This is a genomic window from Lysobacter solisilvae (assembly GCF_016613535.2).
Classification (GTDB): Bacteria; Pseudomonadota; Gammaproteobacteria; order Xanthomonadales; family Xanthomonadaceae; genus Agrilutibacter; species Agrilutibacter solisilvae.
The window spans coordinates 2,730,410-2,756,623 of record NZ_CP071518.1 but is presented as its reverse complement, the minus strand read 5'-3'; the positions used below and the strand labels follow the sequence as shown (position 1 = coordinate 2,756,623).

Annotated in this window: 17 protein-coding genes; 4 read left to right on the top strand and 13 right to left on the bottom strand. The window is 57.3% G+C overall.

All coding sequences use genetic code 11. The annotated features are described in order from the left end of the window. Nucleotides 1-41 precede the first annotated feature (41 nt). Genes I8J32_RS12175 through I8J32_RS12165 form a run of 3 tightly spaced genes read left to right on the top strand, consistent with a single transcriptional unit; the run spans nucleotide 42 to nucleotide 3,159 of the window. Nucleotides 42-1,148, top strand: coding sequence for a phospholipase C/P1 nuclease family protein (locus tag I8J32_RS12175; RefSeq protein ID WP_200612528.1), 1,107 nt, complete (start codon nucleotides 42-44; stop codon nucleotides 1,146-1,148). Further along, nucleotides 1,145-2,557, top strand: a complete 1,413-nt coding sequence (locus I8J32_RS12170) for a peptidylprolyl isomerase (protein WP_200612527.1) — start codon at nucleotides 1,145-1,147, stop codon at nucleotides 2,555-2,557. Before I8J32_RS12175 ends, I8J32_RS12170 begins: the two co-directional genes overlap by 4 nt. Further along, complete coding sequence (locus I8J32_RS12165) at nucleotides 2,554-3,159, top strand: hypothetical protein (protein WP_200612526.1); 606 nt, start codon at nucleotides 2,554-2,556, stop codon at nucleotides 3,157-3,159. The genes I8J32_RS12170 and I8J32_RS12165 overlap by 4 nt, the downstream gene beginning before the upstream one ends. A gap of 895 nt (nucleotides 3,160-4,054) precedes the next feature. On the opposite strand, the gene I8J32_RS12160 is transcribed toward I8J32_RS12165, so the two are convergent. The 9 genes from I8J32_RS12160 to I8J32_RS12120 form a co-directional block, all read right to left on the bottom strand. Further along, the gene (locus tag I8J32_RS12160) at nucleotides 4,055-5,554 is read right to left on the bottom strand and encodes an RHS repeat domain-containing protein (protein WP_207526584.1); all 1,500 of its coding nucleotides are present in this window, start codon (nucleotides 5,552-5,554) and stop codon (nucleotides 4,055-4,057) included. A 52-nt stretch (nucleotides 5,555-5,606) separates the two neighbouring features. After that, nucleotides 5,607-7,664, bottom strand: a complete 2,058-nt coding sequence (locus I8J32_RS12155; RefSeq protein ID WP_207526583.1) for an RHS repeat domain-containing protein — start codon at nucleotides 7,662-7,664, stop codon at nucleotides 5,607-5,609. Beyond that, a complete protein-coding gene (locus I8J32_RS12150; protein WP_207526582.1) occupies nucleotides 7,664-8,554 on the bottom strand; it encodes a hypothetical protein in 891 nt (296 codons plus the stop codon). The genes I8J32_RS12155 and I8J32_RS12150 overlap by 1 nt, the downstream gene beginning before the upstream one ends. Beyond that, entirely contained in the window at nucleotides 8,551-11,088 is a 2,538-nt protein-coding gene (locus I8J32_RS12145; protein ID WP_207526581.1) for a SpvB/TcaC N-terminal domain-containing protein, read from the bottom strand. Before I8J32_RS12145 ends, I8J32_RS12150 begins: the two co-directional genes overlap by 4 nt. Before the next feature lie 350 nt (nucleotides 11,089-11,438). Continuing rightward, the gene (locus tag I8J32_RS17675; RefSeq protein WP_245156324.1) at nucleotides 11,439-11,597 is read right to left on the bottom strand and encodes a hypothetical protein; all 159 of its coding nucleotides are present in this window, start codon (nucleotides 11,595-11,597) and stop codon (nucleotides 11,439-11,441) included. A 133-nt stretch (nucleotides 11,598-11,730) separates the two neighbouring features. Next, nucleotides 11,731-13,359: an RHS repeat domain-containing protein gene (locus I8J32_RS12135; RefSeq protein WP_207526580.1), complete on the bottom strand. Its 1,629-nt coding sequence runs from the start codon at nucleotides 13,357-13,359 to the stop codon at nucleotides 11,731-11,733. A gap of 34 nt (nucleotides 13,360-13,393) precedes the next feature. Further along, complete coding sequence (locus I8J32_RS12130; protein ID WP_207526578.1) at nucleotides 13,394-14,578, bottom strand: RHS repeat domain-containing protein; 1,185 nt, start codon at nucleotides 14,576-14,578, stop codon at nucleotides 13,394-13,396. Between the two features lie 26 nt (nucleotides 14,579-14,604). After that, nucleotides 14,605-18,774, bottom strand: a complete 4,170-nt coding sequence (locus I8J32_RS12125; protein WP_207526577.1) for a SpvB/TcaC N-terminal domain-containing protein — start codon at nucleotides 18,772-18,774, stop codon at nucleotides 14,605-14,607. 474 nt (nucleotides 18,775-19,248) lie between these two features. Continuing rightward, entirely contained in the window at nucleotides 19,249-19,662 is a 414-nt protein-coding gene (locus I8J32_RS12120) for a hypothetical protein (protein WP_200612519.1), read from the bottom strand. Between the two features lie 1,070 nt (nucleotides 19,663-20,732). Between I8J32_RS12120 and I8J32_RS12115 the strand changes: the two genes are divergently transcribed. Further along, on the top strand, nucleotides 20,733-20,975 hold the full coding sequence (locus tag I8J32_RS12115) for a hypothetical protein (protein WP_200612516.1): 243 nt from the start codon (nucleotides 20,733-20,735) through the stop codon (nucleotides 20,973-20,975). A gap of 394 nt (nucleotides 20,976-21,369) precedes the next feature. Here the strand turns inward: I8J32_RS12115 and I8J32_RS12110 are convergent, their stop codons facing one another. The 4 genes from I8J32_RS12110 to I8J32_RS12095 all read right to left on the bottom strand — a co-directional run bounded on the left by I8J32_RS12110 (nucleotide 21,370) and on the right by I8J32_RS12095 (nucleotide 25,588). Then, nucleotides 21,370-22,296: an AraC family transcriptional regulator gene (locus tag I8J32_RS12110; RefSeq protein ID WP_200612513.1), complete on the bottom strand. Its 927-nt coding sequence runs from the start codon at nucleotides 22,294-22,296 to the stop codon at nucleotides 21,370-21,372. A gap of 167 nt (nucleotides 22,297-22,463) precedes the next feature. Continuing rightward, nucleotides 22,464-23,084 (bottom strand): hypothetical protein, encoded by a 621-nt coding sequence (locus tag I8J32_RS12105; protein ID WP_200612510.1) that lies wholly within the window; start codon nucleotides 23,082-23,084, stop codon nucleotides 22,464-22,466. A gap of 11 nt (nucleotides 23,085-23,095) precedes the next feature. After that, a complete protein-coding gene (locus tag I8J32_RS12100; RefSeq protein WP_200612509.1) occupies nucleotides 23,096-24,799 on the bottom strand; it encodes a GMC family oxidoreductase N-terminal domain-containing protein in 1,704 nt (567 codons plus the stop codon). A 66-nt stretch (nucleotides 24,800-24,865) separates the two neighbouring features. Further along, the gene (locus tag I8J32_RS12095) at nucleotides 24,866-25,588 is read right to left on the bottom strand and encodes a sterol desaturase family protein (protein WP_200612507.1); all 723 of its coding nucleotides are present in this window, start codon (nucleotides 25,586-25,588) and stop codon (nucleotides 24,866-24,868) included. Nucleotides 25,589-26,214 lie beyond the last annotated feature (626 nt).

The window sequence follows — 26,214 nt, the reverse complement described above, 5'->3', positions numbered from 1 at the left end:
GCGCATCCCCCCGCCTTCCGTACTGACCTGATCTTCCGTTCATGACGTCGCTGGGCCCGGCCTCGTCTGAGACCTTCATTTCCAATGCCGATCAAAAGGAGGCAAACATGCGAGTTTCTGGAGTAATGGGCCTGAGCCTGGTCCTTGCACTGGGCATGGTCAACGATGCCAATGCCTGGTCAAAGGAGACGCACCGCCGCATCGTCCTGGACGCGCTGCAATACATGAAGAACAACCCGACCAAGACGCAATACAACAAGCTGGCCACATGGGCCAAGTCTGCCGGCGTCAGTTTCGAGCAGTTGGCCACCGTCATCGCACAGAGTGCAGCCGACGTCGACGATTTCGCAGACACCTATCTCTGCGGCGCGGTGTCCGGTGACTGTCAGCGAGCACCCGCGTGGTCGGCAGCGACTGACATTGCCCACTACACGCGCTACTGGCACTTCCAGAACCACACGCGCGGACCGGACCTGCATGGCAATGACTTCGGAGGTTATGACTACGGTCGCCTGACACAATATGGTGACGTAGACGAGCTCGCAGCGGGCTGGCTATGGAATGATCATCTTGACGACGGTCAAGGGGGAATGGGGGGGCTGCTGGGCGACGGCAGCAAATACAATACCTATAGCACCACCGAAGCTCGCTACCGGATTGGGACGGCATCCACCAAAAGTATGTACGCCGACTATCAGTCGATGCCATTTCAGCCCATCGACAACCTGGGCCAGGCTTGGTGGACCTCGTTTCGCGAACATCCTACCGCCCAGACCCTGGGCTATGCGCTGCACACTACTGACCTCTTGCAGCCGCATCACACGTGGACAACGCTAGGAAAGAATCACTCCGGCTGGGAGCAATGGGTTAATGACTACTACTACAGCCTCAGCCTGAATAATCCAACGCTAGTCACGGCAGCGCTGTCCGACGGCACCTTCAACAAGAAGTGCACCAGCAGTTCGACTTCCGACGTTCGCGGCCTGTTGACAGAGGGCGGTGCGTACTCCTATCGCGTCGGCGGCGCCGTGCTGTCTTCGACCGATCATTCAACGCGTCTCAGCATTGCCCAGAAGACGGTGCCTCGCGCCATCGCCATGACGGTTCTCGTGCTCGACTGCGCCGCCCTGCACGTCACAAAGTCATGAACAACCGGTCGCTGACGCGGATCAGTCATACTAGAACAGCGCGGCTAATTGTGCATTGCATCATCGCAAGCTATGTCGGCCTCGCCCACTCCACGGCGTCGCCCACCTACGCGGCCGATGTGGACCTAAGCTCGCAGCGCATCGGCGCCCTGGCGTCTGCAGGAGACCTGGATGCCGTACGCATCGACGACGAAAGGCTTGGACGTACCAGCCTGGCAATACTTGAACGCCACGGGCGATTGCAACGCCCGGCGCTATCCCCCGACCAGGTCCTTGAGGAAACGATCGAGAACAGGCTTCTTGCAAAGCACGCCCAGGCGCGCTTCTCAGATTCGGAGCTGTTTCCCGAGCGACGCGTGGGATTCAGTCCCGAGGCGGTCGTGGAAGCGCGACTCCTGAGCCTACTCCACGCAGTCTTCGGCGAAGAGCTGAAGACTGGCTACCAAATGGATGCGGGGAGCAACCTGAGCAAAGTCATCCTGAACTACTCGTTGCCGAATCGATCTCAACTTTTGGTCGCACTGGGCGAGGCCCCAACGGCGACGCTGGCAGTGGACGAGGCCTCCCACAATCGCGCCGCCGAGTGGATTCTGATCCGCTACCGCCTCCCGGGCGGAAAGGATGGGATTCTCACATTGGATGACATCTACAGGCTGCAGAACGTCCAAGGCCGCCTCGCCCTGCACCAACTCGACGTGGATTTTCTCGCTGACCAGGCACGGAATCGACTCGCCGCGCTCGTGACACTAAACTGGGCGGCCCGGCGCCTGGGCGATGCCCCCCTAGCCGAGCTGCGCCGAAGCGTAGCGGATCATGAGTATGCCCACGCCGTCGCGAATCATTTGGGGGTTGGCGAGTCGCTCCATGACGGCAGTGCCTACTTGGATCGTCTGGCGAGTGAGGCAAGTCAGACGGAGATCGAGGCCTGGTACGATAGCCACCGGGACCAGTTCCGCTACATCAAGCGTGTTCGCGCCCGCCACATCCGCCTGGACGACGAAAGCCAGGCTGACCGGGTCGCCTCCGATCTGTTAGACGACGGCAGCAATTTTTCGCAGCTGGCTCGATTGCACTCACAAGCGCCCGATCGGGAAATCGGCGGACAACTGGGCTGGCTAGCTCGAAAGGAAGACTCCACATGGCTGGAGGACCTTGCTTTCGCCCTGCCCCTGCATCGCAACGGCCGGCCTGCTCGTGCGCCTGGTCTTGAGCATAACCGGCCACGTTGGGAAATCATCCGCGTAGACGATCACGAAGTCGCCGATTACTCGCGCACCTCCGAAACGGTGCGCTACCAGGCTGCGCGGGCAATCGCTGAAATGAAGGCCAAATCCAACTTCACCGAACTTAGGAAGCGCCTACGTCTGAACGCAAAGGTTCGGACATTCGTACACTCGGAGGGAACGTGAAACGACTGTTCGTCAACTGCCTTTATGGTGCCCTGGCGCTGTCGCTGGGGATCTATGTTGCCAGCCCAGTGGTCCGAAGGCCCGTCGCGAAGCCATCCGGGGGCTTGCATACCTTCGGCATCAGGGCGCAGGCACATCCACCCTCCGCGAGGCCGCTTGTCTCGGATCGGTCTTCGATCCCACATCATCGCGCCGCCCAACCCGCTGGTACCGTCGATCTTGTCGATTCCTCGGGAGCCCGCAACTTTGGTCGGCCGCCAGGATTGGCTAGCGATGCCTTGCCTGCCGCCAGTTTAGCCATGACTATTTTTAGTGGAGACAACCGTAGCCCTCCCATCGCTAAGGAGGTTGCGTCAGAGGCCCTTCCTGGACCCGATCCCACCGACCACGAATCGTACGCCCGCCACGAACTCCAACAGCAGAACAATCTATACGCAAGGTTCGAGCACGATGCATCCATTGCTGTGACCGAGATGCAACAGACACTTCAGCAAGCTCGCCAGCGCGGGGGGCCGGCGGACAAGATCATTGAAGGCGAGCAAAAGGCCCAAGTCCTCCAACAGACCTTGGAGGCCATTCGCGGGACAGCGGGGGTGCCCTAGCCCAATGCGAGCTGGCCGTTGAACAATCCAAGGCAATGGCCAGCCAGCTACCTGCCCTCAACCAGCGAAAGTCACCACCCTTACCTTGCTGAACGGCGCGGACGCGCGATGCGCTGCTGCTCCCATCTGCTACTCGCACCCGTCACGTCTTTCAGCCGCGAAGACTTCGACGTGCCTACCGCCCGGGTAAGCCGAAGACATCTTAGCCAAGAACTCATCCCGCGATAGCGTGGTGGGCCCTGCGGCCTTGACTAACGTCGAGGCAGAATTCTTCGCGCTCGGGTATACGTATCCTTTTAACAAATACCAGTTTTCAACGTATCGACACTCATCCTGCCCCCCCATCGACATAAATGTATCCGCGTCGCTGCCCGTCCTGAAGCACGTCAAAAACTGCCTTGCCAGTTGGATCAAACTGCGTGCCCAACTCCTGGCAGGAGCACTGAAGCTGCGCCGCAAATTCCAGATAGTGCGACTGCCTTTGAGAGGAGCCTCTTTGAAGTATTTGTCATGCTTAATTCCTCTATAGTGGTCTATCGAAAATTCATTCGGGGGCAATAGCGCCGCCCCATGATATGTACGCCAGTTCCGCATGTACTCCGCCACGCCCTGAACGACGCGCTGTCGTGAAAGGCTAGGGAAGCTAACTCGGCCAGCGTCTTCTCGGCGCGTATCGCGGCCAACGCCACTTTGGCCTTGAACGCGGCTGAGTGGGTACGACGGGGTTTTCTGCTCATCTAGGCTCCAATCTTGCCGGACGATGTCCTCGTCCATCGGAGCAGATCAAGCACTTATCGCAGCGTTCAGATTACCGGGACCACCTCTAAGAAGCCCGCCGTGAGGCGAGCTTCCAAAGCAAGCTGAGTATTCCTCCAGGCCTCAGCAGCGTGGAGTCTCACATGCCGTTTAGGAACCCTAGTGCCTCTGCGAATTCAACTCCGCCTTCATACACTTTATCGACGGCAGCCTCGAACTCTGGGCTTCCAGGCTCAAAACCCATCTCGGCAACACGCCTCAGTTCGCGAGAAGCCTCCTCGGTAGGGAATGCTTTCTTTATATGACCTGTATTGAGATCGATGCCCCGAGTCGGATACCACTTGCCTGGCACGCCATTCTTCAAAGATTTGAAGAACATTTGCGTGCGGCCACTGGAATCTTTGAGGACCCTTATCAATCGATCCTTATGCATAAACTCCTCGACGACCTGGAATTTTTTAAGCCCTCCCCTAAGGCTAATACCTCCGGCGGCGGAAGCGGCGGCCGCCTTCAAGGGTTTCACCGCAGCCCCCAACTCCAGTGCGGACAACACAACCGCATCTCCGGTCTGACGTACTGACAGGCCCGCCAAAGCAACGTCCTTCGCATTTCCAGTAATTGCTGCATCGTGGACATCGGCGTAGGTATTGCGAATCATCTCGGCGATCTGCCAACCACCGTTGACCAGATTGAGGTAGTCCTCAAACACCCCCCACCCGCCGGCTGGACCTCCACCCTGCGGAGAGCCGCCTTCATCTGCATCACCAGGGGCCTTCCAACGATCTTGGCCGTAGTAGGCATCCTCAGCCTCGTTCTGGGACATTTCTGTAGCGGAGGGCGCATCGCTCAAACTAGGCCCCCAGCCGCCGCGCCCTCCACCGCCACCACCTGATTGCTCTACAGGGGAGCCAGCTTGTGCCTTGCTTGGCTTGAACCAGTCCAGCGGGAGTTTGCCCAAGGAGCCTTCACCTCGATGCCTACACTTGCAGCTGTCTTGAGTTGAAACTGAAGCAGAAGCAGAAGGCAATGGATTGCCACCCTTCGTATCCGGTTGCTCCGTCTCGTAGAGCCCCGTGGGGTCCGTGTAGCGCATGGGATTGTTTCGCACGTAGGTGTAGGGACTGCGGCCAGTACTGAACATTGGATCTGCCAGAATCGGATCCGGCGAGATGAACCGCCGCTGGATCGGGTCATACATGCGCGCATTCATGTCGATCCACCCCAGCTCATCCTCGTGGCGCTGTTTGGTGAAGCCGTGCTTGACCTCATTCAGAAGTGCGATCGTGTTGCCACCGGTGTGGAAGACGCGTTTACCCCATGGATCAAACACCTGCGCTTCTACGTCACCGTTATCATTGAATGCCGCGCTCGAAGAACCCAACTGATCTCGCGTCAGATAACTGATCTTCTCACTACAATTGGTGGAACCAGTACAGGTCCTTGTCACTTGTGCTGCTGCGCCGTCCTCGCCCGGCACCATGTACACGTGCTCTGAAGTGCTACCGACGGTGCGTCGCTCATACAACCCAGCCATGTACACCGTGCGCTTGCCATCCGAACTCTTCTTCTCGATACGACCACCCAGGGGGGCATAGCGGAAGTTGTGTTTGACGGCGCCCTTGGTCACCTGAAGCGGCATGTCCGGTCGTTGTACGTAACCGTCCGCAGATTCGGGATCGTCTGACGCCCAGCTACATCGTAGCTGGGAAGACCGGAAGCCCGGGCTGGCCATTGCCCGGCAGCTCCGTATAGGACTTCAACGCATTGGGCTTGCCATTTACGCCGTACTCGGCGCTATATATTGCAGCTCCGTTCTTGGTTATGAGGGTCAGATTGCCAAGGGTATCGTACCCATAACGACGCCCACCGTCCTGATTGGCATCGACCCCGCTGAGCTTCCAGGTGCTCAAGCGATCGAGGATGTCATACGTGAACTCCTCATTGATCGTTTTACTGCCAAATGCTACGCCATTCCAACTGCGCGACTTCACGTTGTAAGCCGTATCGTAGCCGTAGCTGACCTCGAACAAGGGGTTAACGCCCGCGGAGATCACTGGCTTGGAGGTGATCTTGTCGACGAGACCGGTAATCGGATTACGCGTCCAATGGGTGAGCACGTTGTTACCGAACTTTCCTTCAACCAACGCCAGGTTGGCATCACGCTCAAGCGTCTCCCAGACCAACTTCGTACCACCACCTAGCGTGCCGCGGGTCACCGACTTCCTATAACCATTGGCGTTGTAGTCGAACGTTACGAACATCGTCGCGGATCCCGCGTTGGGATAGCCGACACCTCTCGGGCGACCGAAGTTGTCATATTCCATCGTCGTCGTGTAAACCTCTTCCTTAAGGCCTCCATCAGCCGCACTAAACTTCTGCAGCGACAGCTCGAGCTGACCCAAGGCGTTGTAGGAATAGCCGGTGCTAATCCGAGGAACGTCGGCGACGCCATTTGGAACGCCGACGGGCCCCTTATCGACGAACGGACCGGACGTGCCACCCAGCTGACCTAAACCATTGGGAGTCTGGTCCCAGGCAAATTGCGTCACGCCCTCGGAATCATTTCGAAGCGTAAGTCGACTAAGCGCATCGTATTTGTAGTCGATCTTTTGATTGAGCGGCGTCGTTTCGTTGTCAATTTCGCCCAATCCGTTGAGGGTGTACTTACGAACGCCGGCATCAGGATCCGTGATCTGGACCGTGCGCCCCAGCACGTCGCTCAGGATCACGATCTTGTTGTTCTTCGGATCGGTGCTCGTGTACAGGGTGTCAAACGCGTCATAGGCAAAGCTGGTATGGAGCACAATCGGCCCCTTGTCACTGATCCCCTTCTCCTCAGTCCAGTCCACCCGCCCCATCGAATCCGTATGCAGAGTGCGCTTATGGTGGTACGGCAGCGTACCGAACGTGCCCGGGTCATCACCGGGCTCACGAGGCAAGTAGATGTGCGTCAGGAATGGTTCGTACTCATAGGACATGTCGACTTCGTTTGCGTCGACCGCCTTCACGGGGCGACCCAGCGTGTCATAGGTCATACGATCTTTGTACCCGGAAATGGCGCCCTCCTCGGGATGCGCAATCTCCACGACCTGACCCAAGAGGTTATAGCTTTGACTAGCATATAGATCGCTGCCGTCAAATCCCTTCTTGGTTGACATGGCATCGCGGCCCAGCTCATCGCTGTACATCGAGGAATCGCCGCCATCCGTGGTCTGGGTGCGGACCTTCAAACCTTGGATCTGCCCCCCCGCATCTACCCATGGTGCATATGTCACATCCTGGACATCCATATCGGTGGGTCCATTGGTGGACTTTAGACGCCCAAAACTGTCGTATTGGATCGTCGAGACAACACCTAGAAGGTCCTGCGTGACGACCGGCACGCCAAAAGCCGGATGCTGCAGCACGGTATCTGTGTGCCCCAACGGATTCTTCGTCTGCGCCAGGAACACAAAGTCGTCATCGTAGTAAAGATTTGTCACTCGGACCGGCACACTTGGCGCTTCAATCGCAACCTGATAGACCAATCCGCGCGTATCCGCTATCCGAGTCGTCGTGCTACGCACCGTCAGGTCCGGGTCGTTCGGCTGGATCTGGATCGTCTGCAGATGACCTTTGTCAGTGTAGCCATAATCAACAATGCGCTTCTTGCCCAACGATTCGCTTGTCGCCACGTCCGGCAGGCCCAACAGCCACTTCGTCGGATCGTTGATGTAGGTGGTGGTGGTTTTGCGGACTTCGCCATTCATCACATCGACAACTGCGGACGTCTGGTTACCCCATTCGTCATAGGCGTAGGTATTCTCCGCATAGCCCAGAAGCGCGCTCGCACCGGATTTGAAAGGCTAGGAATGTTGCCTGTAACTTGAAGCTGCATACTCATTTCGTGCGTCGAACTTGTAGCAACCTTGACGTAAGTAAAGTAGCTCTTCGGGTTGTTTCCAGAATCCGGATTCAACAGCTTGACGTCAGGGAGCTGATTCACCAAAGTCTGGCGAACCTTCACGCTGCTTCCAACGTATGACGCGAGATTTGGTGCGCCATCAGCGGGCGCCTCCAGCACCGGCACGTTCGTTGTGACCTTGGTGGCGATGCCTGCATACGGGAAGAACTCCCCGATCTGCATTGTATTCAACTCGAACTCGGACACCGTTTCAGCCGCGGTGTCGAGGTCGACCATACGCGTCCTGTCAAAACCCAGCATTCCGCGTCCACGCAGGTCCACGCGTGGGCGCATGAATTCATACTTGAACCGGCGGTACATGGGCAGGCCATTCTTATCGTGACCGACATATGTGTGGTGCTGATCCACGATAGTCGTAAGCCGCGCCGGGCATGCGATCGGATAGTTGCACCCCCCCCCCGTTCGGGAGAACGATTGGTCGTGATAAGCGAACTTATCCTTGACAACAGTGGACCCTTCATCGCGAACCTCGACGATGACCTCAGGCAAGCCGGAGTCCAATTCGACCTTCATGAGATCCCAGCCATTGGAGCCTCGCTTGATATACTCCGGAGTGGGGTCGCCATCCAACTCCACAGGCTTGGTCGCCGTATATCCTGAAAGCCCGCCCGCAACCCCTTCTCCGTACGAATATCCGCCCTCAACCATGCCCGGATCGAATACGCCCTCGATCAACTTGAAGTCGGCTCCCGTAGAAATGTAGGCGCGAACAAGACGAAATGTTTTCCGTCTGTAACTGTTGGATCAATAGCGTTGCCAGGGGTCTCTAGCAATCCCAGTTCATCCGCTTGGGGATTCCACTTCCAACTGATCCCTGTCTTGATTAGCAAGTCATCACGACCATCCCCATTCAGGTCAACCACATCCACCGCGGCAGGCCATCGAGTAGACATCTGCCCTACATCACCCGCCCCCGTCCCATCGGCGAAGTGCGCGAGAGTGTCCTCAATAGGCCGTATCTGCAACTTAGTGCGAAATGCATGCGTAAACCCTCGGCCCGTGTTGAATTGAATGTGCGTTCCCAGATTGCCGGCATGCGACCTGGGGCTTTCACCGGAAACATAAAGCTTATCGCCCTTCATTTCGTGCCAGATGATCACCCGATCTTTGAGGCCATCGCCGTTGACATCCGCCATGACCGAATGCCCCATCCTGGCATCACTCACATCTACGTTGGACGAATTGATGATGCTGCGTCGCGCATACGGAATTGAACTTACGCCCAGGCCCGCAATGGTCTGGATAATTGGCGTTCCATCTGCCGCAAGCCCAAAGCTTCGGGCCTCCGGCTCCCCTGCGCTTAGCGAGTAATCACTCGAGCCCAGCGTATCCACCTCAATGCCATCGGGCGAGATCAGTGTCAGCTCGCCGCGCCCATCCCCATTAGAATCAAACGCCATGGCACCGCGGTTGTAGACCTTCCATGGCCATGCGATCTGATTATTGGGCGCATCATCCATATCGAGCAGATCCATCGGATGAAGAGTCGGATTGAATGCGACATCACCATTTGAAGTGATTCCGATATTTTTTCTTACATGATTGTTCTCGACTAGGTCGATCCGACCATCGCCATCTACGTCTGCGAAGTTCCACAGCGGCCAGCGATAACGTTCTTCGCCCAGGAATCGGGGAGTTTGATCCGAGTTGGACGCGTCTTTCTTCTCAGGCGCCATACATTCTACTAGCGCGCTAACGACACTGTTCCAAGTAAGACAATGGTACTCAAAGCGCCCTGCGTTCCCCGCACCATCGTACCCTGCCTTAATATCGAGCCCGGCGATCAGATCGTCTCGACCATCGTTGTTTACATCTGCAACCCGGTAGCGACCTGACGCAATGTTCGCGCCATCCTCGATATCAAGAAGATGTTCGCCAGTCCGCAAAGTATGAAAAGCCCAATCCGAAGACAAAGCAATTTTCCAAGCCGGCTTATCGCTGTTTAGGTCGTTGGTATCGTAAAAAATAATGTCACTCCGACCATCTCCATCCGCATCGAGGACGATTGGATTCTGCTCCCACACCACGGGAAGCGCATTTTCTAGCGACCCCCATGCCGTCGCAATCACCGAAGAAGTGGCGTTGAGGTGGAGCGAATCCTTCTGTCCCTGCCACGTAAACTCCTTCTTCCATCCACAGTTACCCAGGTTGTCGCACTTCCGCACGCTGACCAGTTCAGGGCGTGCGCTGCGCTGCGACGTCTTGAAATCCAGCTCGTATTGCCATTGCTTCACAGGGCCCAGTCCTGGCTGAGGCGGGGCCCACATTTCAACGCGCTTTAGGACCTTGGACAGATCCGATCTAACGCCATTTTGGAAGGCGAACCTATTCGAACTTCCCTCGGGACGGTCGTCGTACCAAAACTTTATTTGTCGGTTACCAACGGCGCTCTTTTCAAAGGAATAGGATATTTCTTTCAGCCGCACTTCCTGCCCCACACCTACACCCTCAATGGTAGTCACCACCGGGGGGTCGTATGTGTACTTGACGGCATTGCCAAACTGATCCTCCAGCCGGGCTAGAGGCCATGCCGCGACGACTTGCGCGTCCGGCTCAACAGTGACCCGCCAGGGGGCCAGCCTATCGGCCGTGTGCGGATCGACGATCTTGCTGCGAGGCGCACTGAGTGGACTGTACGTCGCGATTCGTCCGTCTTTTGACCACAGCACAAAGCTATTGCTAGCCAGTTTATGTACGATCTTGTCAAACGGGCTCGATTCGGTCCGGTATTCCGGATCCCCATTTGCTTGCTTTCCTACGAGGACGAGCTTCTCACCGTTCAGACAGAGGGCGTCGTCGTCAGAGAACGTCACACCGTCCACGATGCCCTCGGTGCGGAGTGTCTTGTTGCACCGCTCGATGCTGGATGCTCCCTGCAGAGACCAGCCGATGCCCAGCGGACCGTCCGCACCCCCGCTGCTGTAGGACAAACTCAATTCAGGCTGCATGCTCCGCACGCCCGCTGGCACCTCCAACGGAATGCTGTAGGTGGCTTGGCCGGAGCCGCCGACTCCGGCACTGCCTGACAGATAACCTACCTCGACACCCGGAACTGGATCGCCGCTCGGAAAACTAGGGAACGGCCGCTTGGTTGGACGCTTGTATGATGGCTTGAGCGGCTCAAATGGCCCAACGGCCCCACTTTCGGGAAGCAATGCTGCGACTGCATCGCTAAACCAACTTTGCACTCCATCTAAAACTGATTCCAAGGAACTACCATCGCCCCCCCCCTGAATCGGTGGGCGCCGCAAGCCCGCTCGACATCGTCAATGCTCCGACGGCTGCCGCCAAGATGACCTTAGAATATTTTGCATGTTTCATTTGGGAAGCTCTCATTGATGTGAACGCAATGGGTCACATTCCACTACGCGCTTCGTCTACTTTTTCCGCCATGCTGCGTCTTTGCAGCCAATCCGGATGCATTCGCATTTGACTAAGATGCGCGACGGACCACACAGCGGAACAGCCTGCGTCCTGAAGACCTTTTGGTCTTACACAAGCCATCAAGCGGGTGGAGAATTTAACGACCCCAGCGGTTCCTGCACAGGTCAGGCCGCCGCTATGCATGCGCATCAGGGTGTCTTCTAGCGCCTGGTGCGGACGCCGATGTTGAGAACCGGAGCCAGTCGCCAATGCTCCGCGTCGCGTGCTGCTGGCACTCGAAGCAGTGGCGATGGATGCATTGCCACTTCAAGGTCCGGATGGCTCGCTCGGTCATGCCGCTCTGCTGTGGGCAGTGCGGCGTGATGAACTCCTGCTGCAGGCCGCAGCTGCGAATCAGACGCGTGTAGTAGCGACTGTTCAGACAAACAAGCTCGCGCCGTCGCGAGCTTGTTTGAGAACAAATACAGCTACTTTGCAAACGTCTTTACCAACCCAATGAAACTCTCATAGTACTGTCCAGGCTTCTGACCTGCGAGATGGTCGATCTGCCGTGCCTCGTTGACCAGATGGAGAGCCTCTTCTGCGTGCGTCTTAGCAAATCTGACCATGAATTGTTCCGAAGGACCAATTGTTCGAAGAGCCGACTTGAACGCCGCGTATTGGTCAGGCGACATGTGTGTTAGCACTTCGTGCAGCTTGTAGACATTGTCTGGATCTTTCGCCAGCTCATCTAGAGCTTGTTCCATTAGCGCCCTTCTCATCTTATCTGCGGCCCGTACTATCTCCTTCTGCTTCTTAGATAGACCTCCGAGTCGCGCGCCAGAACCCGCGGCAGCGGCCCCCTTCAACGGCGCCAATGCCTGACCAACTTCCAAGACGGACAACAAAACTGCGTCACCGGTTTGACGTACTGACAAGCCGGCCAAAGCGATGTCCTTCGCATTTCCAGTAATTGCTGCATCGTGGACATCGGCGTAGGTATTGCGAATCATCTCGGCGATCTGCCAACCACCGTTGACCAGATTGAGGTAGTCCTCAAACACCCCCCACCCGCCGGCTGGACCTCCACCCTGCGGAGAGCCGCCTTCATCTGCATCACCAGGGGCCTTCCAACGATCTTGGCCGTAGTAGGCATCCTCAGCCTCGTTCTGGGACATTTCTGTAGCGGAGGGCGCATCGCTCAAACTAGGCCCCCAGCCGCCGCGCCCTCCACCGCCACCACCTGATTGCTCTACAGGGGAGCCAGCTTGTGCCTTGCTTGGCTTGAACCAGTCCAGCGGGAGTTTGCCCAAGGAGCCTTCACCTCGATGCCTACACTTGCAGCTGTCTTGAGTTGAAACTGAAGCAGAAGCAGAAGGCAATGGATTGCCACCCTTCGTATCCGGTTGCTCCGTCTCGTAGAGCCCCGTGGGGTCCGTGTAGCGCATGGGATTGTTTCGCACGTAGGTGTAGGGACTGCGGCCAGTACTGAACATTGGATCTGCCAGAATCGGATCCGGCGAGATGAACCGCCGCTGGATCGGGTCATACATGCGCGCATTCATGTCGATCCACCCCAGCTCATCCTCGTGGCGCTGTTTGGTGAAGCCGTGCTTGACCTCATTCAGAAGTGCGATCGTGTTGCCACCGGTGTGGAAGACGCGTTTACCCCATGGATCAAACACCTGCGCTTCTACGTCACCGTTATCATTGAATGCCGCGCTCGAAGAACCCAACTGATCTCGCGTCAGATAACTGATCTTCTCACTACAATTGGTGGAACCAGTACAGGTCCTTGTCACTTGTGCTGCTGCGCCGTCCTCGCCCGGCACCATGTACACGTGCTCTGAAGTGCTACCGACGGTGCGTCGCTCATACAACCCAGCCATGTACACCGTGCGCTTGCCATCCGAACTCTTCTTCTCGATACGACCACCCAGGGGGGCATAGCGGAAGTTGTGTTTGACGGCGCCCTTGGTCACCTGAAGCGGCATGTCCTGGTCGTTGTACGTAACCGTCCGCAGATTCGGGATCGTCTGACGCCCAGCTACATCGTAGCTGGGGAAGACCGGAAGCCCGGGCTGGCCATTGCCCGGCAGCTCCGTATAGGACTTCAACGCATTGGGCTTGCCATTTACGCCGTACTCGGCGCTATATATTGCAGCTCCGTTCTTGGTTATGAGGGTCAGATTGCCAAGGGTATCGTACCCATAACGACGCCCACCGTCCTGATTGGCATCGACCCCGCTGAGCTTCCAAGGTGCTCAAGCGATCGAGGATGTCATACGTGAACTCCTCATTGATCGTTTTACTGCCAAATGCTACGCCATTCCAACTGCGCGACTTCACGTTGTAAGCCGTATCGTAGCCGTAGCTGACCTCGAACAAGGGGTTAACGCCCGCGGAGATCACTGGCTTGGAGGTGATCTTGTCGACGAGACCGGTAATCGGATTACGCGTCCAATGGGTGAGCACGTTGTTACCGAACTTTCCTTCAACCAACGCCAGGTTGGCATCACGCTCAAGCGTCTCCCAGACCAACTTCGTACCACCACCTAGCGTGCCGCGGGTCACCGACTTCCTATAACCATTGGCGTTGTAGTCGAACGTTACGAACATCGTCGCGGATCCCGCGTTGGGATAGCCGACACCTCTCGGGCGACCGAAGTTGTCATATTCCATCGTCGTCGTGTAAACCTCTTCCTTAAGGCCTCCATCAGCCGCACTAAACTTCTGCAGCGACAGCTCGAGCTGACCCAAGGCGTTGTAGGAATAGCCGGTGCTAATCCGAGGAACGTCGGCGACGCCATTTGGAACGCCGACGGGCCCCTTATCGACGAACGGACCGGACGTGCCACCCAGCTGACCTAAACCATTGGGAGTCTGGTCCCAGGCAAATTGCGTCACGCCCTCGGAATCATTTCGAAGCGTAAGTCGACTAAGCGCATCGTATTTGTAGTCGATCTTTTGATTGAGCGGCGTCGTTTCGTTGTCAATTTCGCCCAATCCGTTGAGGGTGTACTTACGAACGCCGGCATCAGGATCCGTGATCTGGACCGTGCGCCCCAGCACGTCGCTCAGGATCACGATCTTGTTGTTCTTCGGATCGGTGCTCGTGTACAGGGTGTCAAACGCGTCATAGGCAAAGCTGGTATGGAGCACAATCGGCCCCTTGTCACTGATCCCCTTCTCCTCAGTCCAGTCCACCCGCCCCATCGAATCCGTATGCAGAGTGCGCTTATGGTGGTACGGCAGCGTACCGAACGTGCCCGGGTCATCACCGGGCTCACGAGGCAAGTAGATGTGCGTCAGGAATGGTTCGTACTCATAGGACATGTCGACTTCGTTTGCGTCGACCGCCTTCACGGGCGACCCAGCGTGTCATAGGTCATACGATCTTTGTACCCGGAAATGGCGCCCTCCTCGGGATGCGCAATCTCCACGACCTGACCCAAGAGGTTATAGCTTTGACTAGCATATAGATCGCTGCCGTCAAATCCCTTCTTGGTTGACATGGCATCGCGGCCCAGCTCATCGCTGTACATCGAGGAATCGCCGCCATCCGTGGTCTGGGTGCGGACCTTCAAACCTTGGATCTGCCCCCCCGCATCTACCCATGGTGCATATGTCACATCCTGGACATCCATATCGGTGGGTCCATTGGTGGACTTTAGACGCCCAAAACTGTCGTATTGGATCGTCGAGACAACACCTAGAAGGTCCTGCGTGACGACCGGCACGCCAAAAGCCGGATGCTGCAGCACGGTATCTGTGTGCCCCAACGGATTCTTCGTCTGCGCCAGGAACACAAAGTCGTCATCGTAGTAAAGATTTGTCACTCGGACCGGCACACTTGGCGCTTCAATCGCAACCTGATAGACCAATCCGCGCGTATCCGCTATCCGAGTCGTCGTGCTACGCACCGTCAGGTCCGGGTCGTTCGGCTGGATCTGGATCGTCTGCAGATGACCTTTGTCAGTGTAGCCATAATCAACAATGCGCTTCTTGCCCAACGATTCGCTTGTCGCCACGTCCGGCAGGCCCAACAGCCACTTCGTCGGATCGTTGATGTAGGTGGTGGTGGTTTTGCGGACTTCGCCATTCATCACATCGACAACTGCGGACGTCTGGTTACCCCATTCGTCATAGGCGTAGGTATTCTCCGCATAGCCCAGAAGCGCGCTCGCACCTGGATTTGAAAGGCTAGGAATGTTGCCTGTAACTTGAAGCTGCATACTCATTTCGTGCGTCGAACTTGTAGCAACCTTGACGTAAGTAAAGTAGCTCTTCGGGTTGTTTCCAGAATCCGGATTCAACAGCTTGACGTCAGGGAGCTGATTCACCAAAGTCTGGCGAACCTTCACGCTGCTTCCAACGTATGACGCGAGATTTGGTGCGCCATCAGCGGGCGCCTCCAGCACCGGCACGTTCGTTGTGACCTTGGTGGCGATGCCTGCATACGGGAAGAACTCCCCGATCTGCATTGTATTCAACTCGAACTCGGACACCGTTTCAGCCGCGGTGTCGAGGTCGACCATACGCGTCCTGTCAAAACCCAGCATTCCGCGTCCACGCAGGTCCACGCGTGGGCGCATGAATTCATACTTGAACCGGCGGTACATGGGCAGGCCATTCTTATCGTGACCGACATATGTGTGGTGCTGATCCACGATAGTCGTAAGCCGCGCCGGGCATGCGATCGGATAGTTGCACCCCCCCCCCGTTCGGGAGAACGATTGGTCGTGATAAGCGAACTTATCCTTGACAACAGTGGACCCTTCATCGCGAACCTCGACGATGACCTCAGGCAAGCCGGAGTCCAATTCGACCTTCATGAGATCCCAGCCATTGGAGCCTCGCTTGATATACTCCGGAGTGGGGTCGCCATCCAACTCCACAGGCTTGGTCGCCGTATATCCTGAAAGCCCGCCCGCAACCCCTTCTCCGTACGAATATCCGCCCTCAACCATGCCCGGATCGAATACGCCCTCGATCAACTTGAAGTCGGCTCCCGTAGAAATGTAGGCGCGAACAAGACGAAATGTTTTTCCGTCTGTAACTGTTGGATCAATAGCGTTGCCAGGGGTCTCTAGCAATCCCAGTTCATCCGCTTGGGGATTCCACTTCCAACTGATCCCTGTCTTGATTAGCAAGTCATCACGACCATCCCCATTCAGGTCAACCACATCCACCGCGGCAGGCCATCGAGTAGACATCTGCCCTACATCACCCGCCCCCGTCCCATCGGCGAAGTGCGCGAGAGTGTCCTCAATAGGCCGTATCTGCAACTTAGTGCGAAATGCATGCGTAAACCCTCGGCCCGTGTTGAATTGAATGTGCGTTCCCAGATTGCCGGCATGCGACCTGGGGCTTTCACCGGAAACATAAAGCTTATCGCCCTTCATTTCGTGCCAGATGATCACCCGATCTTTGAGGCCATCGCCGTTGACATCCGCCATGACCGAATGCCCCATCCTGGCATCACTCACATCTACGTTGGACGAATTGATGATGCTGCGTCGCGCATACGGAATTGAACTTACGCCCAGGCCCGCAATGGTCTGGATAATTGGCGTTCCATCTGCCGCAAGCCCAAAGCTTCGGGCCTCCGGCTCCCCTGCGCTTAGCGAGTAATCACTCGAGCCCAGCGTATCCACCTCAATGCCATCGGGCGAGATCAGTGTCAGCTCGCCGCGCCCATCCCCATTAGAATCAAACGCCATGGCACCGCGGTTGTAGACCTTCCATGGCCATGCGATCTGATTATTGGGCGCATCATCCATATCGAGCAGATCCATCGGATGAAGAGTCGGATTGAATGCGACATCACCATTTGAAGTGATTCCGATATTTTTTCTTACATGATTGTTCTCGACTAGGTCGATCCGACCATCGCCATCTACGTCTGCGAAGTTCCACAGCGGCCAGCGATAACGTTCTTCGCCCAGGAATCGGGGAGTTTGATCCGAGTTGGACGCGTCTTTCTTCTCAGGCGCCATACATTCTACTAGCGCGCTAACGACACTGTTCCAAGTAAGACAATGGTACTCAAAGCGCCCTGCGTTCCCCGCACCATCGTACCCTGCCTTAATATCGAGCCCGGCGATCAGATCGTCTCGACCATCGTTGTTTACATCTGCAACCCGGTAGCGACCTGACGCAATGTTCGCGCCATCCTCGATATCAAGAAGATGTTCGCCAGTCCGCAAAGTATGAAAAGCCCAATCCGAAGACAAAGCAATTTTCCAAGCCGGCTTATCGCTGTTTAGGTCGTTGGTATCGTAAAAAATAATGTCACTCCGACCATCTCCATCCGCATCGAGGACGATTGGATTCTGCTCCCACACCACGGGAAGCGCATTTTCTAGCGACCCCCATGCCGTCGCAATCACCGAAGAAGTGGCGTTGAGGTGGAGCGAATCCTTCTGTCCCTGCCACGTAAACTCCTTCTTCCATCCACAGTTACCCAGGTTGTCGCACTTCCGCACGCTGACCAGTTCAGGGCGTGCGCTGCGCTGCGACGTCTTGAAATCCAGCTCGTATTGCCATTGCTTCACAGGGCCCAGTCCTGGCTGAGGCGGGGCCCACATTTCAACGCGCTTTAGGACCTTGGACAGATCCGATCTAACGCCATTTTGGAAGGCGAACCTATTCGAACTTCCCTCGGGACGGTCGTCGTACCAAAACTTTATTTGTCGGTTACCAACGGCGCTCTTTTCAAAGGAATAGGATATTTCTTTCAGCCGCACTTCCTGCCCCACACCTACACCCTCAATGGTAGTCACCACCGGGGGGTCGTATGTGTACTTGACGGCATTGCCAAACTGATCCTCCAGCCGGGCTAGAGGCCATGCCGCGACGACTTGCGCGTCCGGCTCAACAGTGACCCGCCAGGGGGCCAGCCTATCGGCCGTGTGCGGATCGACGATCTTGCTGCGAGGCGCACTGAGTGGACTGTACGTCGCGATTCGTCCGTCTTTTGACCACAGCACAAAGCTATTGCTAGCCAGTTTATGTACGATCTTGTCAAACGGGCTCGATTCGGTCCGGTATTCCGGATCCCCATTTGCTTGCTTTCCTACGAGGACGAGCTTCTCACCGTTCAGACAGAGGGCGTCGTCGTCAGAGAACGTCACACCGTCCACGATGCCCTCGGTGCGGAGTGTCTTGTTGCACCGCTCGATGCTGGATGCTCCCTGCAGAGACCAGCCGATGCCCAGCGGACCGTCCGCACCCCCGCTGCTGTAGGACAAACTCAATTCAGGCTGCATGCTCCGCACGCCCGCTGGCACCTCCAACGGAATGCTGTAGGTGGCTTGGCCGGAGCCGCCGACTCCGGCACTGCCTGACAGATAACCTACCTCGACACCCGGAACTGGATCGCCGCTCGGAAAACTAGGGAACGGCCGCTTGGTTGGACGCTTGTATGATGGCTTGAGCGGCTCAAATGGCCCAACGGCCCCACTTTCGGGAAGCAATGCTGCGACTGCATCGCTAAACCAACTTTGCACTCCATCTAAAACTGATTCCAAGGAACTACCATCGCCCCCCCCTGAATCGGTGGGCGCCGCAAGCCCGCTCGACATCGTCAATGCTCCGACGGCTGCCGCCAAGATGACCTTAGAATATTTTGCATGTTTCATTTGGGAAGCTCTCATTGATGTGAACGCAATGGGTCACATTCCACTACGCGCTTCGTCTACTTTTTCCGCCATGCTGCGTCTTTGCAGCCAATCCGGATGCATTCGCATTTGACTAAGATGCGCGACGGACCACACAGCGGAACAGCCTGCGTCCGACCTGACCAACTTGCTGGTGGATTGCACGCCCTAAGATGATGAGATGCATAACCCGATGAAGGAATTGGCGCGAGCTGGCTCCACAAGTGCTTGACTCCGCTTTCGGTAGATCGACGGACGCGGCAAAGATTGCCCTTAACATTGCTTTTTTCGAACAGATTATTGCTACTCTTATCCCCATTCACAGGCGCTTTGCGATCTTTGTAGTTAGCCCTTGAGAACTGCCTGGCAATGCTTTTGCATCTGCGTCTTCGGCACCCCATTCTCAAGAACAGTGACACTCCGAAGTTGCCAAAACATGCCCACCTCGAGTCCAACGCCGGGGGCAATTTCATACGACTTAAGATGTTCATAGCAGCCTGAGGCCCCGCCCGCTAGAGTTCGCCATTCACTGGGCGTGCCAATCTGAAATCCGCCCATATGAAGCGCAACGTTGAAGGCAGGAGACACGCCGCAACCTGGAGTGGGCTGGTAATTGGCGGGAATACTCGACGTCGCCCGTAGCTGGTTGTCGCACAGGTCGAGTGCTGCATTCAGCATATCCCCCAGTTCTGTTGCGCTAGCGTTCGTGGCAGCGGCCGTGAGCATGAGAGCCATGGCGACTTTTTTCGCGGTGTGCATAGTTGGGTCTCGTCAGTTTGATGGGCAACGAGCACGGTATGCACACGCTGCCACTTCTAATACGGCAATTCTGGATAGCGTCCGCCATGGCGGCGAATCCGGGGCTGCTCTCGTCCAATCACCGACCCGAAGGGATTCAGTGGGGGGACAGTCAAGACGCTATTGCGACCATTGTTTCGTAGAGAAGAGCCGCGCTGACGGCAGACTGGTGTCGATACGATCTTCGGCGACCAGCCGTTTAAAGCCGTCATCGACGAACCCTGCCAAAGCCATCCCAGAAGGCGCATGGCAGTTCAATTGAACATCTAAGCCCCGGCCTGTTCACAGCGTTGGACGTGCGCCCCAGGCGGGGCCGGCGTGCCAGGACCGCACCACCCCATGCCCAAATAGCCAGCGAACTCGGACCAGAAATGAACAATCATGAAAGCCCGGCGTCTATCAGTGCAGCCACCGGTCGTCCTTTGGGCAGCCTCTCATCTCCAACCCTAAGGCAAATGGTCAGACAATTCTTCGCATCGTCTGATCCGCGCCAAGCTGCGCAAGTGGGCGATCATTGCCCCACCTTAGACATCGAAGAATCAGGTGGCCAGAATCGTCGTATACGCATAGCATGACTCCCAGGCCGATATCCTGCGCTCTTGACTGCGCCGGTGCGAGACCCGCTTCCGCAGCCAGCTCCAGCGTGGAGTACCTCTGATGTTGGAGTGGCGAGAACAGGATTGGCCCACGAACATGCTGCACGCGAAGCTCTGCACGGTAGGTGGATTCTGAAACAGATTTCATCTTGGGCACTTCAGCTGGGTATAGCTAGTAATTCGAAAGGGATCTGAGGCGATCGCGGACCGTAAGACCGGTAATTTCCTAAGGCGCGACCGCCCATCGCCACAGAAGCGCATCGGTTACATGGTCCCGCCTTCGGCTGGATGATTCGCGACCGTGCCGCTGATCAGTCCCTACGCGCTTCGAAGAGTTGCTCCGCCATACCTCGACCGTTAGTCAAGACATTGGCAGTGGCGGGGCCTGGGGATTGAGGCCGTACCTACTAGTACAGCCTTGATCTACCAGCCGTCATGAACACCTGCACGCTTCGACCATTCTCCGCATCCGCTCGCGACCCAAGAAGGGCAAGTCTCTCCACTCTTGCCATACTTGTATTGTCGTTCGTCACGCATTCAGAGCAATACTATGAAGCTGGAAACGGCGTCGCAAAAGTGGAACGAGCGATCAAGCGCGCCCTTGAAGCCAAGAGCAAGGCCGAAGAAGTGACCGACGTCGCCCAAGTTCTGGACAGCATTCGAGAAACGTTCATCTAGACACTTCGGGGAACGAGTTCAAGGTCATTTTGAACTCAGTATTCCAACGGGGAACTTCAGTACAATTTCGCGCGAAAGCTAGATCAGTCGTGAAGCAGGGAGCTTGGCGCTTACCTCTCACGGACGGACGAACTAGCTCTGGAGAGCGAACTGTCGGGCTCGAGAGTTCGCCTCGGTTCCAACTAGCGGATCACTGATGCCGTCGGGCATTGCTCGCTGCAACCTCCAACGCGAGTAAGATCACCTTTGAACGCCCACCAATAGACCACGGTCGCTCGCGCAGTCGTGCTTGGCACAAGTTGGTCAGGTACCGCTCGCCCCGCACGGAATCGGGGGGCAGCCCAGCGAATGGACCGACTGCCCCCTGCCGAGGGTTTCTTGGCAGCTGCGAGAACTATCCCATTGTCGGTGGAGTTTGAGTTCTAAGTGCGAAAAAATGCGGTGCAAGCGCTCGGGTAAACTCGCTCGGCGCAATGCCTGCCCAGCGTCGGAAAGACCGGCAGAACGACGCCTGCTCGGCGTAGCCAATGCGCTCGGCGATCCGCACAAAACTCTGAGAACCGTTCATCATGGCACCGATGGCCACCTTGCCTCGCACGCATTCCAGCAGGCGGCGATAAGTCAATCCCGAACAATGCAGGCGACGCTGCAGGTTTCGGCAACTCATTCCCAACTCGCGGGCGATCTCGGATTCAGAAGGTACTGACCACGGAAGCTTGCCGTCGATGACGTCGACTACTCGACGCACGAGGCTTGATGAGGCAGCGGAAGCCACGATGATTGAAGCGTCCGACCAGCGCCAAAGCGCGTTATGAAGCCTGGGCTCGAAGAACCGTGTCCTCGCGTCCAGCAGGTCGGTGGCCACCGTCAGGGCATTCCAACGCGCATTGAACCGCACGTCACATGCCAATGCATCTTCGTAGGCAGCTGAACTAGCACGTCGATCATGGCAGAACGAGATGGATCGAACGGGAACGTTGGCCCCAAGCAAGTAACGACCGAACGATGCCCATCCTGCCAAGATGCCTTCGACGACCGCAGGCGACGGTGGCTGTCCATGAGCCTTCCACCGCAAATGTACGACCTTCGCATCACGAACTACGCTCACCTGACCCAGGGTGCTCGTGAGTGACTCCATTCTGGATAGCGTTCGGATCACGTCTGCCAGCGTTTCGGCGGTAGCGCTCGCGACTCCCAGCAGACCGAAGGCGTTCCCGCCCACCATCCCGCCAAATTTGAGCCCGATGGCTGGATCGCCCAACTGCTGGACACTGGAGCTGACCAGGTCACAGAAGCGTTGAGACGCTACTCGGCCCAGCATCGGGCTTGCCTTCGGTACGGCGAAGCAACCGGCGCCAGGACTTCTTACGCCTCGATGCGCCAAGTAGTCGAGAAACGCGTCCGCATACTGCGCGCACACACTAGGTTCTGTCATCGGGATGCTTCGGTGACCGCCTGTCGACGTGCCGGCGGCCCCGACGCCAATCGTCATGGCTGCGGAAGCCAAGGGAAGAACTCGGAGGCAATGCCACCGAACACCGTTTTCACGAACAGCGCGCGAACTTCGAGTTCTTGATACCAAGGGGTATCAATCGTTCTGAACGAAGTCGTGAAGTTCCACAGGACCCCTGAGGCCCACCATTCAAATCTAATCTCTGATGACCACGCGTCACGGTAGAGCATATCTTCGATTGTCGGCATGGATTCACCGACCGATCGCAGCGCACCGCGTAGCGTGGTCATATCGTCTACCAGATCGAAGCCACCGTTGTCGTATACATGCTTGGCACCAAGGAACTTCAAGCTGGTTCCCTGAAGCGAGTACTTCAGCAGTCGCCCAGTGTCGCCGGGAGCGGGCGCTAGAATATTGAGCGTTCCCGTGATGCTGTGCCACTGACTATTGACGACGAGCCACCCACGCACTTTCGCGGCATGCTGGGGGTTGCTTCGCCATGCGTCGATGTCTTGAACGGTGACGTCCAGGTACACGTCAACGTCACGAAACTCGCCTTTGAAGAACGCATAGCCATGCATTTCCTCAGAGAATGCGATGCCGCGTCCGAATGCGATCCCAGGCAGGAGAAGGATAAACGCCAAAATCCATTTCATTTGAAGCTCCTTCAAGAAAAGCGATCCGCCGCACGTTCGGCCAAGGCTGCAATGGTCAACAATGGATTCACACCAATCGATCCCGGCACAATGGAGCCGTCCACGGCGTAAAGGCCGGAGTGTACCCCCGTCAACCCCGTACGCGGGTCGTAAACCTGGCCATTGGCATTGACCACCCCCGAATCGGACCGATCACTCATGGGGGATCCTCCGAGAGGATGGACCGTGGTCATCGCACCTCCAAAGATGGGATGCGAACGCGGGCTGTCCAAGTAGGTGCCTTCGAATGCGTTCGCATGCCGAGTCATTTCAGCGCGAATTCGAGACACAAATGGCTCATCGGTAATGCCAGGCCAGTTAACTGAAACACTTCCGTTAGCCGCCAGCTCCAAGCGGCCGCCGGCAGAGTCGTGGCCGATACCGAGGTAGATCATGCTGTGGTTCAGGGCGCCCCGGGCGTCCTTCCCGGCAAGGTCTTTGGCCATACGCTGGTCCTCGGGGATCGAAGTGCTGATTCCGGCCAGAGGTGGCAACCCGGTACGCATGGCATCGACCAACAAGCTTGGCACGGCGCCGTCTTCGATGAGGAAGCGCTCGGACACGGCAGCGGCACCTCGATAGTCCGACACGGTCGTGATCGTGGGCCCTACCTTTTGCAAACCCATGGCCGGCAGTCCGGTGCCAAAGCCCATGATGTTCGTTTGCACGTCGGTGTTGTAGGCAAGGCCCAGAATGTCACCGTTTGCGGAGAAGCGCTTGCCCAGTGCATCCGATAGAGGGAGGCCCTGGGCGCGTGAGCGCATTAGAATCTTGGTCGTGCCAAGGGTGCCGGCACTGAGTACGACGGCACGGGCCGTCAGAGCCCCGCTATAGGCCGCTGCGCCCTCCGGCCGGGCGACGTAGTGCACCCTCCACTGACCGTTCGCCAATCGCTCAACGTGACTGACCTCAGTGCGGCTGATGATCTCAGCACCTCTCTGCCTTGCCAGCGGCAGGTAGTTGACGTCGAGAGAGTTCTTTGCCCCGTAGCGGCACCCTGTCACGCAATCGCCGCACCGCTTGCAAAGTGCTTGCACAACGCCCTGCGCATTCGGGGCAGACGCATAACGCGAAAGATTTACTGATAGCGGGAGGTTTCCAGTCTTGCCACGGCTGCCGGCCTTCTTACGCTGTTCGCTGGTAGATACATGGAACCAGTTTTTGCGCAGACCGTCTGCCTGGCCTACAGCCTCCACCGCTAGCATATCTAGAACTCGTTTCTCGTAGCCTGCCATGACACCAGACGCGTAATCGTTGCGAATGGCGGCCGGCCAACCGGAGAAGATGTCGCGATCCGGTGGCATGACGACATTGGCATTGATCAGCGATGTGCCGCCCAAGCCGTTCCCTACGAGCACATCGACGTGTGGGCCTGCGTGGTAGTCAAAGAGCCCCAGTGGCTTCGTGCTGCCTCGGAACTCCCCGATCGCCTGATCCAGCTGGCTCGGGAAGTCACTGGGCTGCCACTCCCGCCCCCGCTCCAGGACACACAGCTTTCGACCGGGGGCAAGTCGGGCGGCCATAACCGCGCCGCCATAGCCTGAGCCGACGACTACCACATCGTAGTCGGACTGAATGGCTGAAGGCGGCAGACTGAGCTTGGATCGCGTCTGCGTGGCGGCCGAGGCCATTGAGGGAAGACAGCACCCGGCAATAACGCCGGCAAGGGAAGCCATGAATTCGCGTCTGTTACGGGTGTGACCACTCACGAAGGCGCTCCAGCCGGTTCGGTGGGAGGTGTTCTAGGACACCCGGTCCGGCGAGTCTTGTCCGATTGCGCCAGCCCTCCCCCGCTCGCCCGTCCGAGGGTCCATTGCGGCACTCGTGCGCAGGGTTCCAAAGAGCCAGTCGAAGATCGGAAAGACAAGGTTGAAGTTGCAGGAAAGCATGTCGCGTGGATCATGATGAAGTTGATGGTGTCGCGAGAGGAACGCTAGCCAGCGCCATCGCCTTCCTGGCACGCGCTCGGCCAGATGGTAGAACAAATGCAACGTCTCATAGGCCAGGTAGTACCCGATAACCGTCGCGGCGAACAGCCCACCGGCGGCCGCCCCCCAAATCAGGGCCAGGACTGCGCCTAGGATGGTCGCAATGGCGGCGAAGAAGATGATCAGTACAGGCGGAAACAAAACCGCATGCAGGTCACGTGCGTTCTGGAAGGTCATCGCATCGGGAGCGAAGTAGCGATGGTGCCGTCGGCCGTGACGCTCGTGGACTGCGCGCAGGCCGCGTGTTGGATGATGCATCGGCCCGCGATGCATCCAGTACTCGACAAAACTTGCGAGCGTCAGTGTCGTAGGTACGACTAGCCAGTCGCGGGTGGTTGCCAATGGCACGCAGTACACCAACAGCGCTCCGGTCACGACCAGACCAATGACGGCTACGGAGATTAGGTGGCGCGCTCCCGAGTAGCGCGCCGCAACATACATATGCTGATAGCGGTGCCGGTATTCGATAGTTTTCATGTGCGCTTTCCCGTGGGCCCTGCCGTAGCTTTCGCATAGTTCCCGGCTCGAGATCTTGTCCGCATGCGCCAAAAGCGCGGACACTGTGATCGCTACGACGCCCCCCAGCACTTCAGCGGGCTGTGTACGGGCACCGGACCGCTGCTGGCAGAGGCACTGGAGACGCGCACGACTGTCGGGGAGGCGACCGGGCGCCCTGTTCCCTACTCGCTCACCGCGTCCGGCGACGGTCCCATCAAGTTCTATGCCAAGCAATCCTTGCGCTAAGACGGCTACACCCACAGGGATGAAACCTTTTGGAGTCTTTGGACCTCGCGGCCTAGCCCCTTTTCCAATGATCAAGTAGACCTGTCCACACCGCTGCAACAACTCAGCGGCGAGCCGTACCACGGCCGTGAAAGCGACCGAAGCTCTCCCCCGCGTAAGGGAGAACAAGTGCCGCCCTGAAGGTCTGTCGCGATAACTCGCGGCAGCGGAATGCGAGGCGACAAGCGGCCATTGACAGAATGCTTGATCGGGTGTAGACCCACTCGAAACACGTGGTGTCACCTGCGTGTGAAGCGATGCGAGGAGCGCGTTGATCCATCGCTCTTGACCGCCACCGGGGACTCGGCTCCGGTCAAGCT

Coding starts and splice junctions, on each gene's coding strand:
- I8J32_RS12110 (WP_200612513.1), bottom strand. CDS start 22,296: ATGCTGGGCCGAGTAGCGTCTCAACGCTTCTGTGACCTGGTCAGCTCC.
- I8J32_RS12115 (WP_200612516.1), top strand. CDS start 20,733: ATGAACACCTGCACGCTTCGACCATTCTCCGCATCCGCTCGCGACCCA.
- I8J32_RS12105 (WP_200612510.1), bottom strand. CDS start 23,084: ATGAAATGGATTTTGGCGTTTATCCTTCTCCTGCCTGGGATCGCATTC.
- I8J32_RS12100 (WP_200612509.1), bottom strand. CDS start 24,799: ATGGCTTCCCTTGCCGGCGTTATTGCCGGGTGCTGTCTTCCCTCAATG.
- I8J32_RS12155 (WP_207526583.1), bottom strand. CDS start 7,664: ATGAATGGCGAAGTCCGCAAAACCACCACCACCTACATCAACGATCCG.
- I8J32_RS12130 (WP_207526578.1), bottom strand. CDS start 14,578: ATGTCCTATGAGTACGAACCATTCCTGACGCACATCTACTTGCCTCGT.
- I8J32_RS12170 (WP_200612527.1), top strand. CDS start 1,145: ATGAACAACCGGTCGCTGACGCGGATCAGTCATACTAGAACAGCGCGG.
- I8J32_RS12095 (WP_200612507.1), bottom strand. CDS start 25,588: ATGAAAACTATCGAATACCGGCACCGCTATCAGCATATGTATGTTGCG.
- I8J32_RS12120 (WP_200612519.1), bottom strand. CDS start 19,662: ATGCACACCGCGAAAAAAGTCGCCATGGCTCTCATGCTCACGGCCGCT.
- I8J32_RS12160 (WP_207526584.1), bottom strand. CDS start 5,554: ATGCCGCTTCAGGTGACCAAGGGCGCCGTCAAACACAACTTCCGCTAT.
- I8J32_RS17675 (WP_245156324.1), bottom strand. CDS start 11,597: ATGACCGAGCGAGCCATCCGGACCTTGAAGTGGCAATGCATCCATCGC.
- I8J32_RS12175 (WP_200612528.1), top strand. CDS start 42: ATGACGTCGCTGGGCCCGGCCTCGTCTGAGACCTTCATTTCCAATGCC.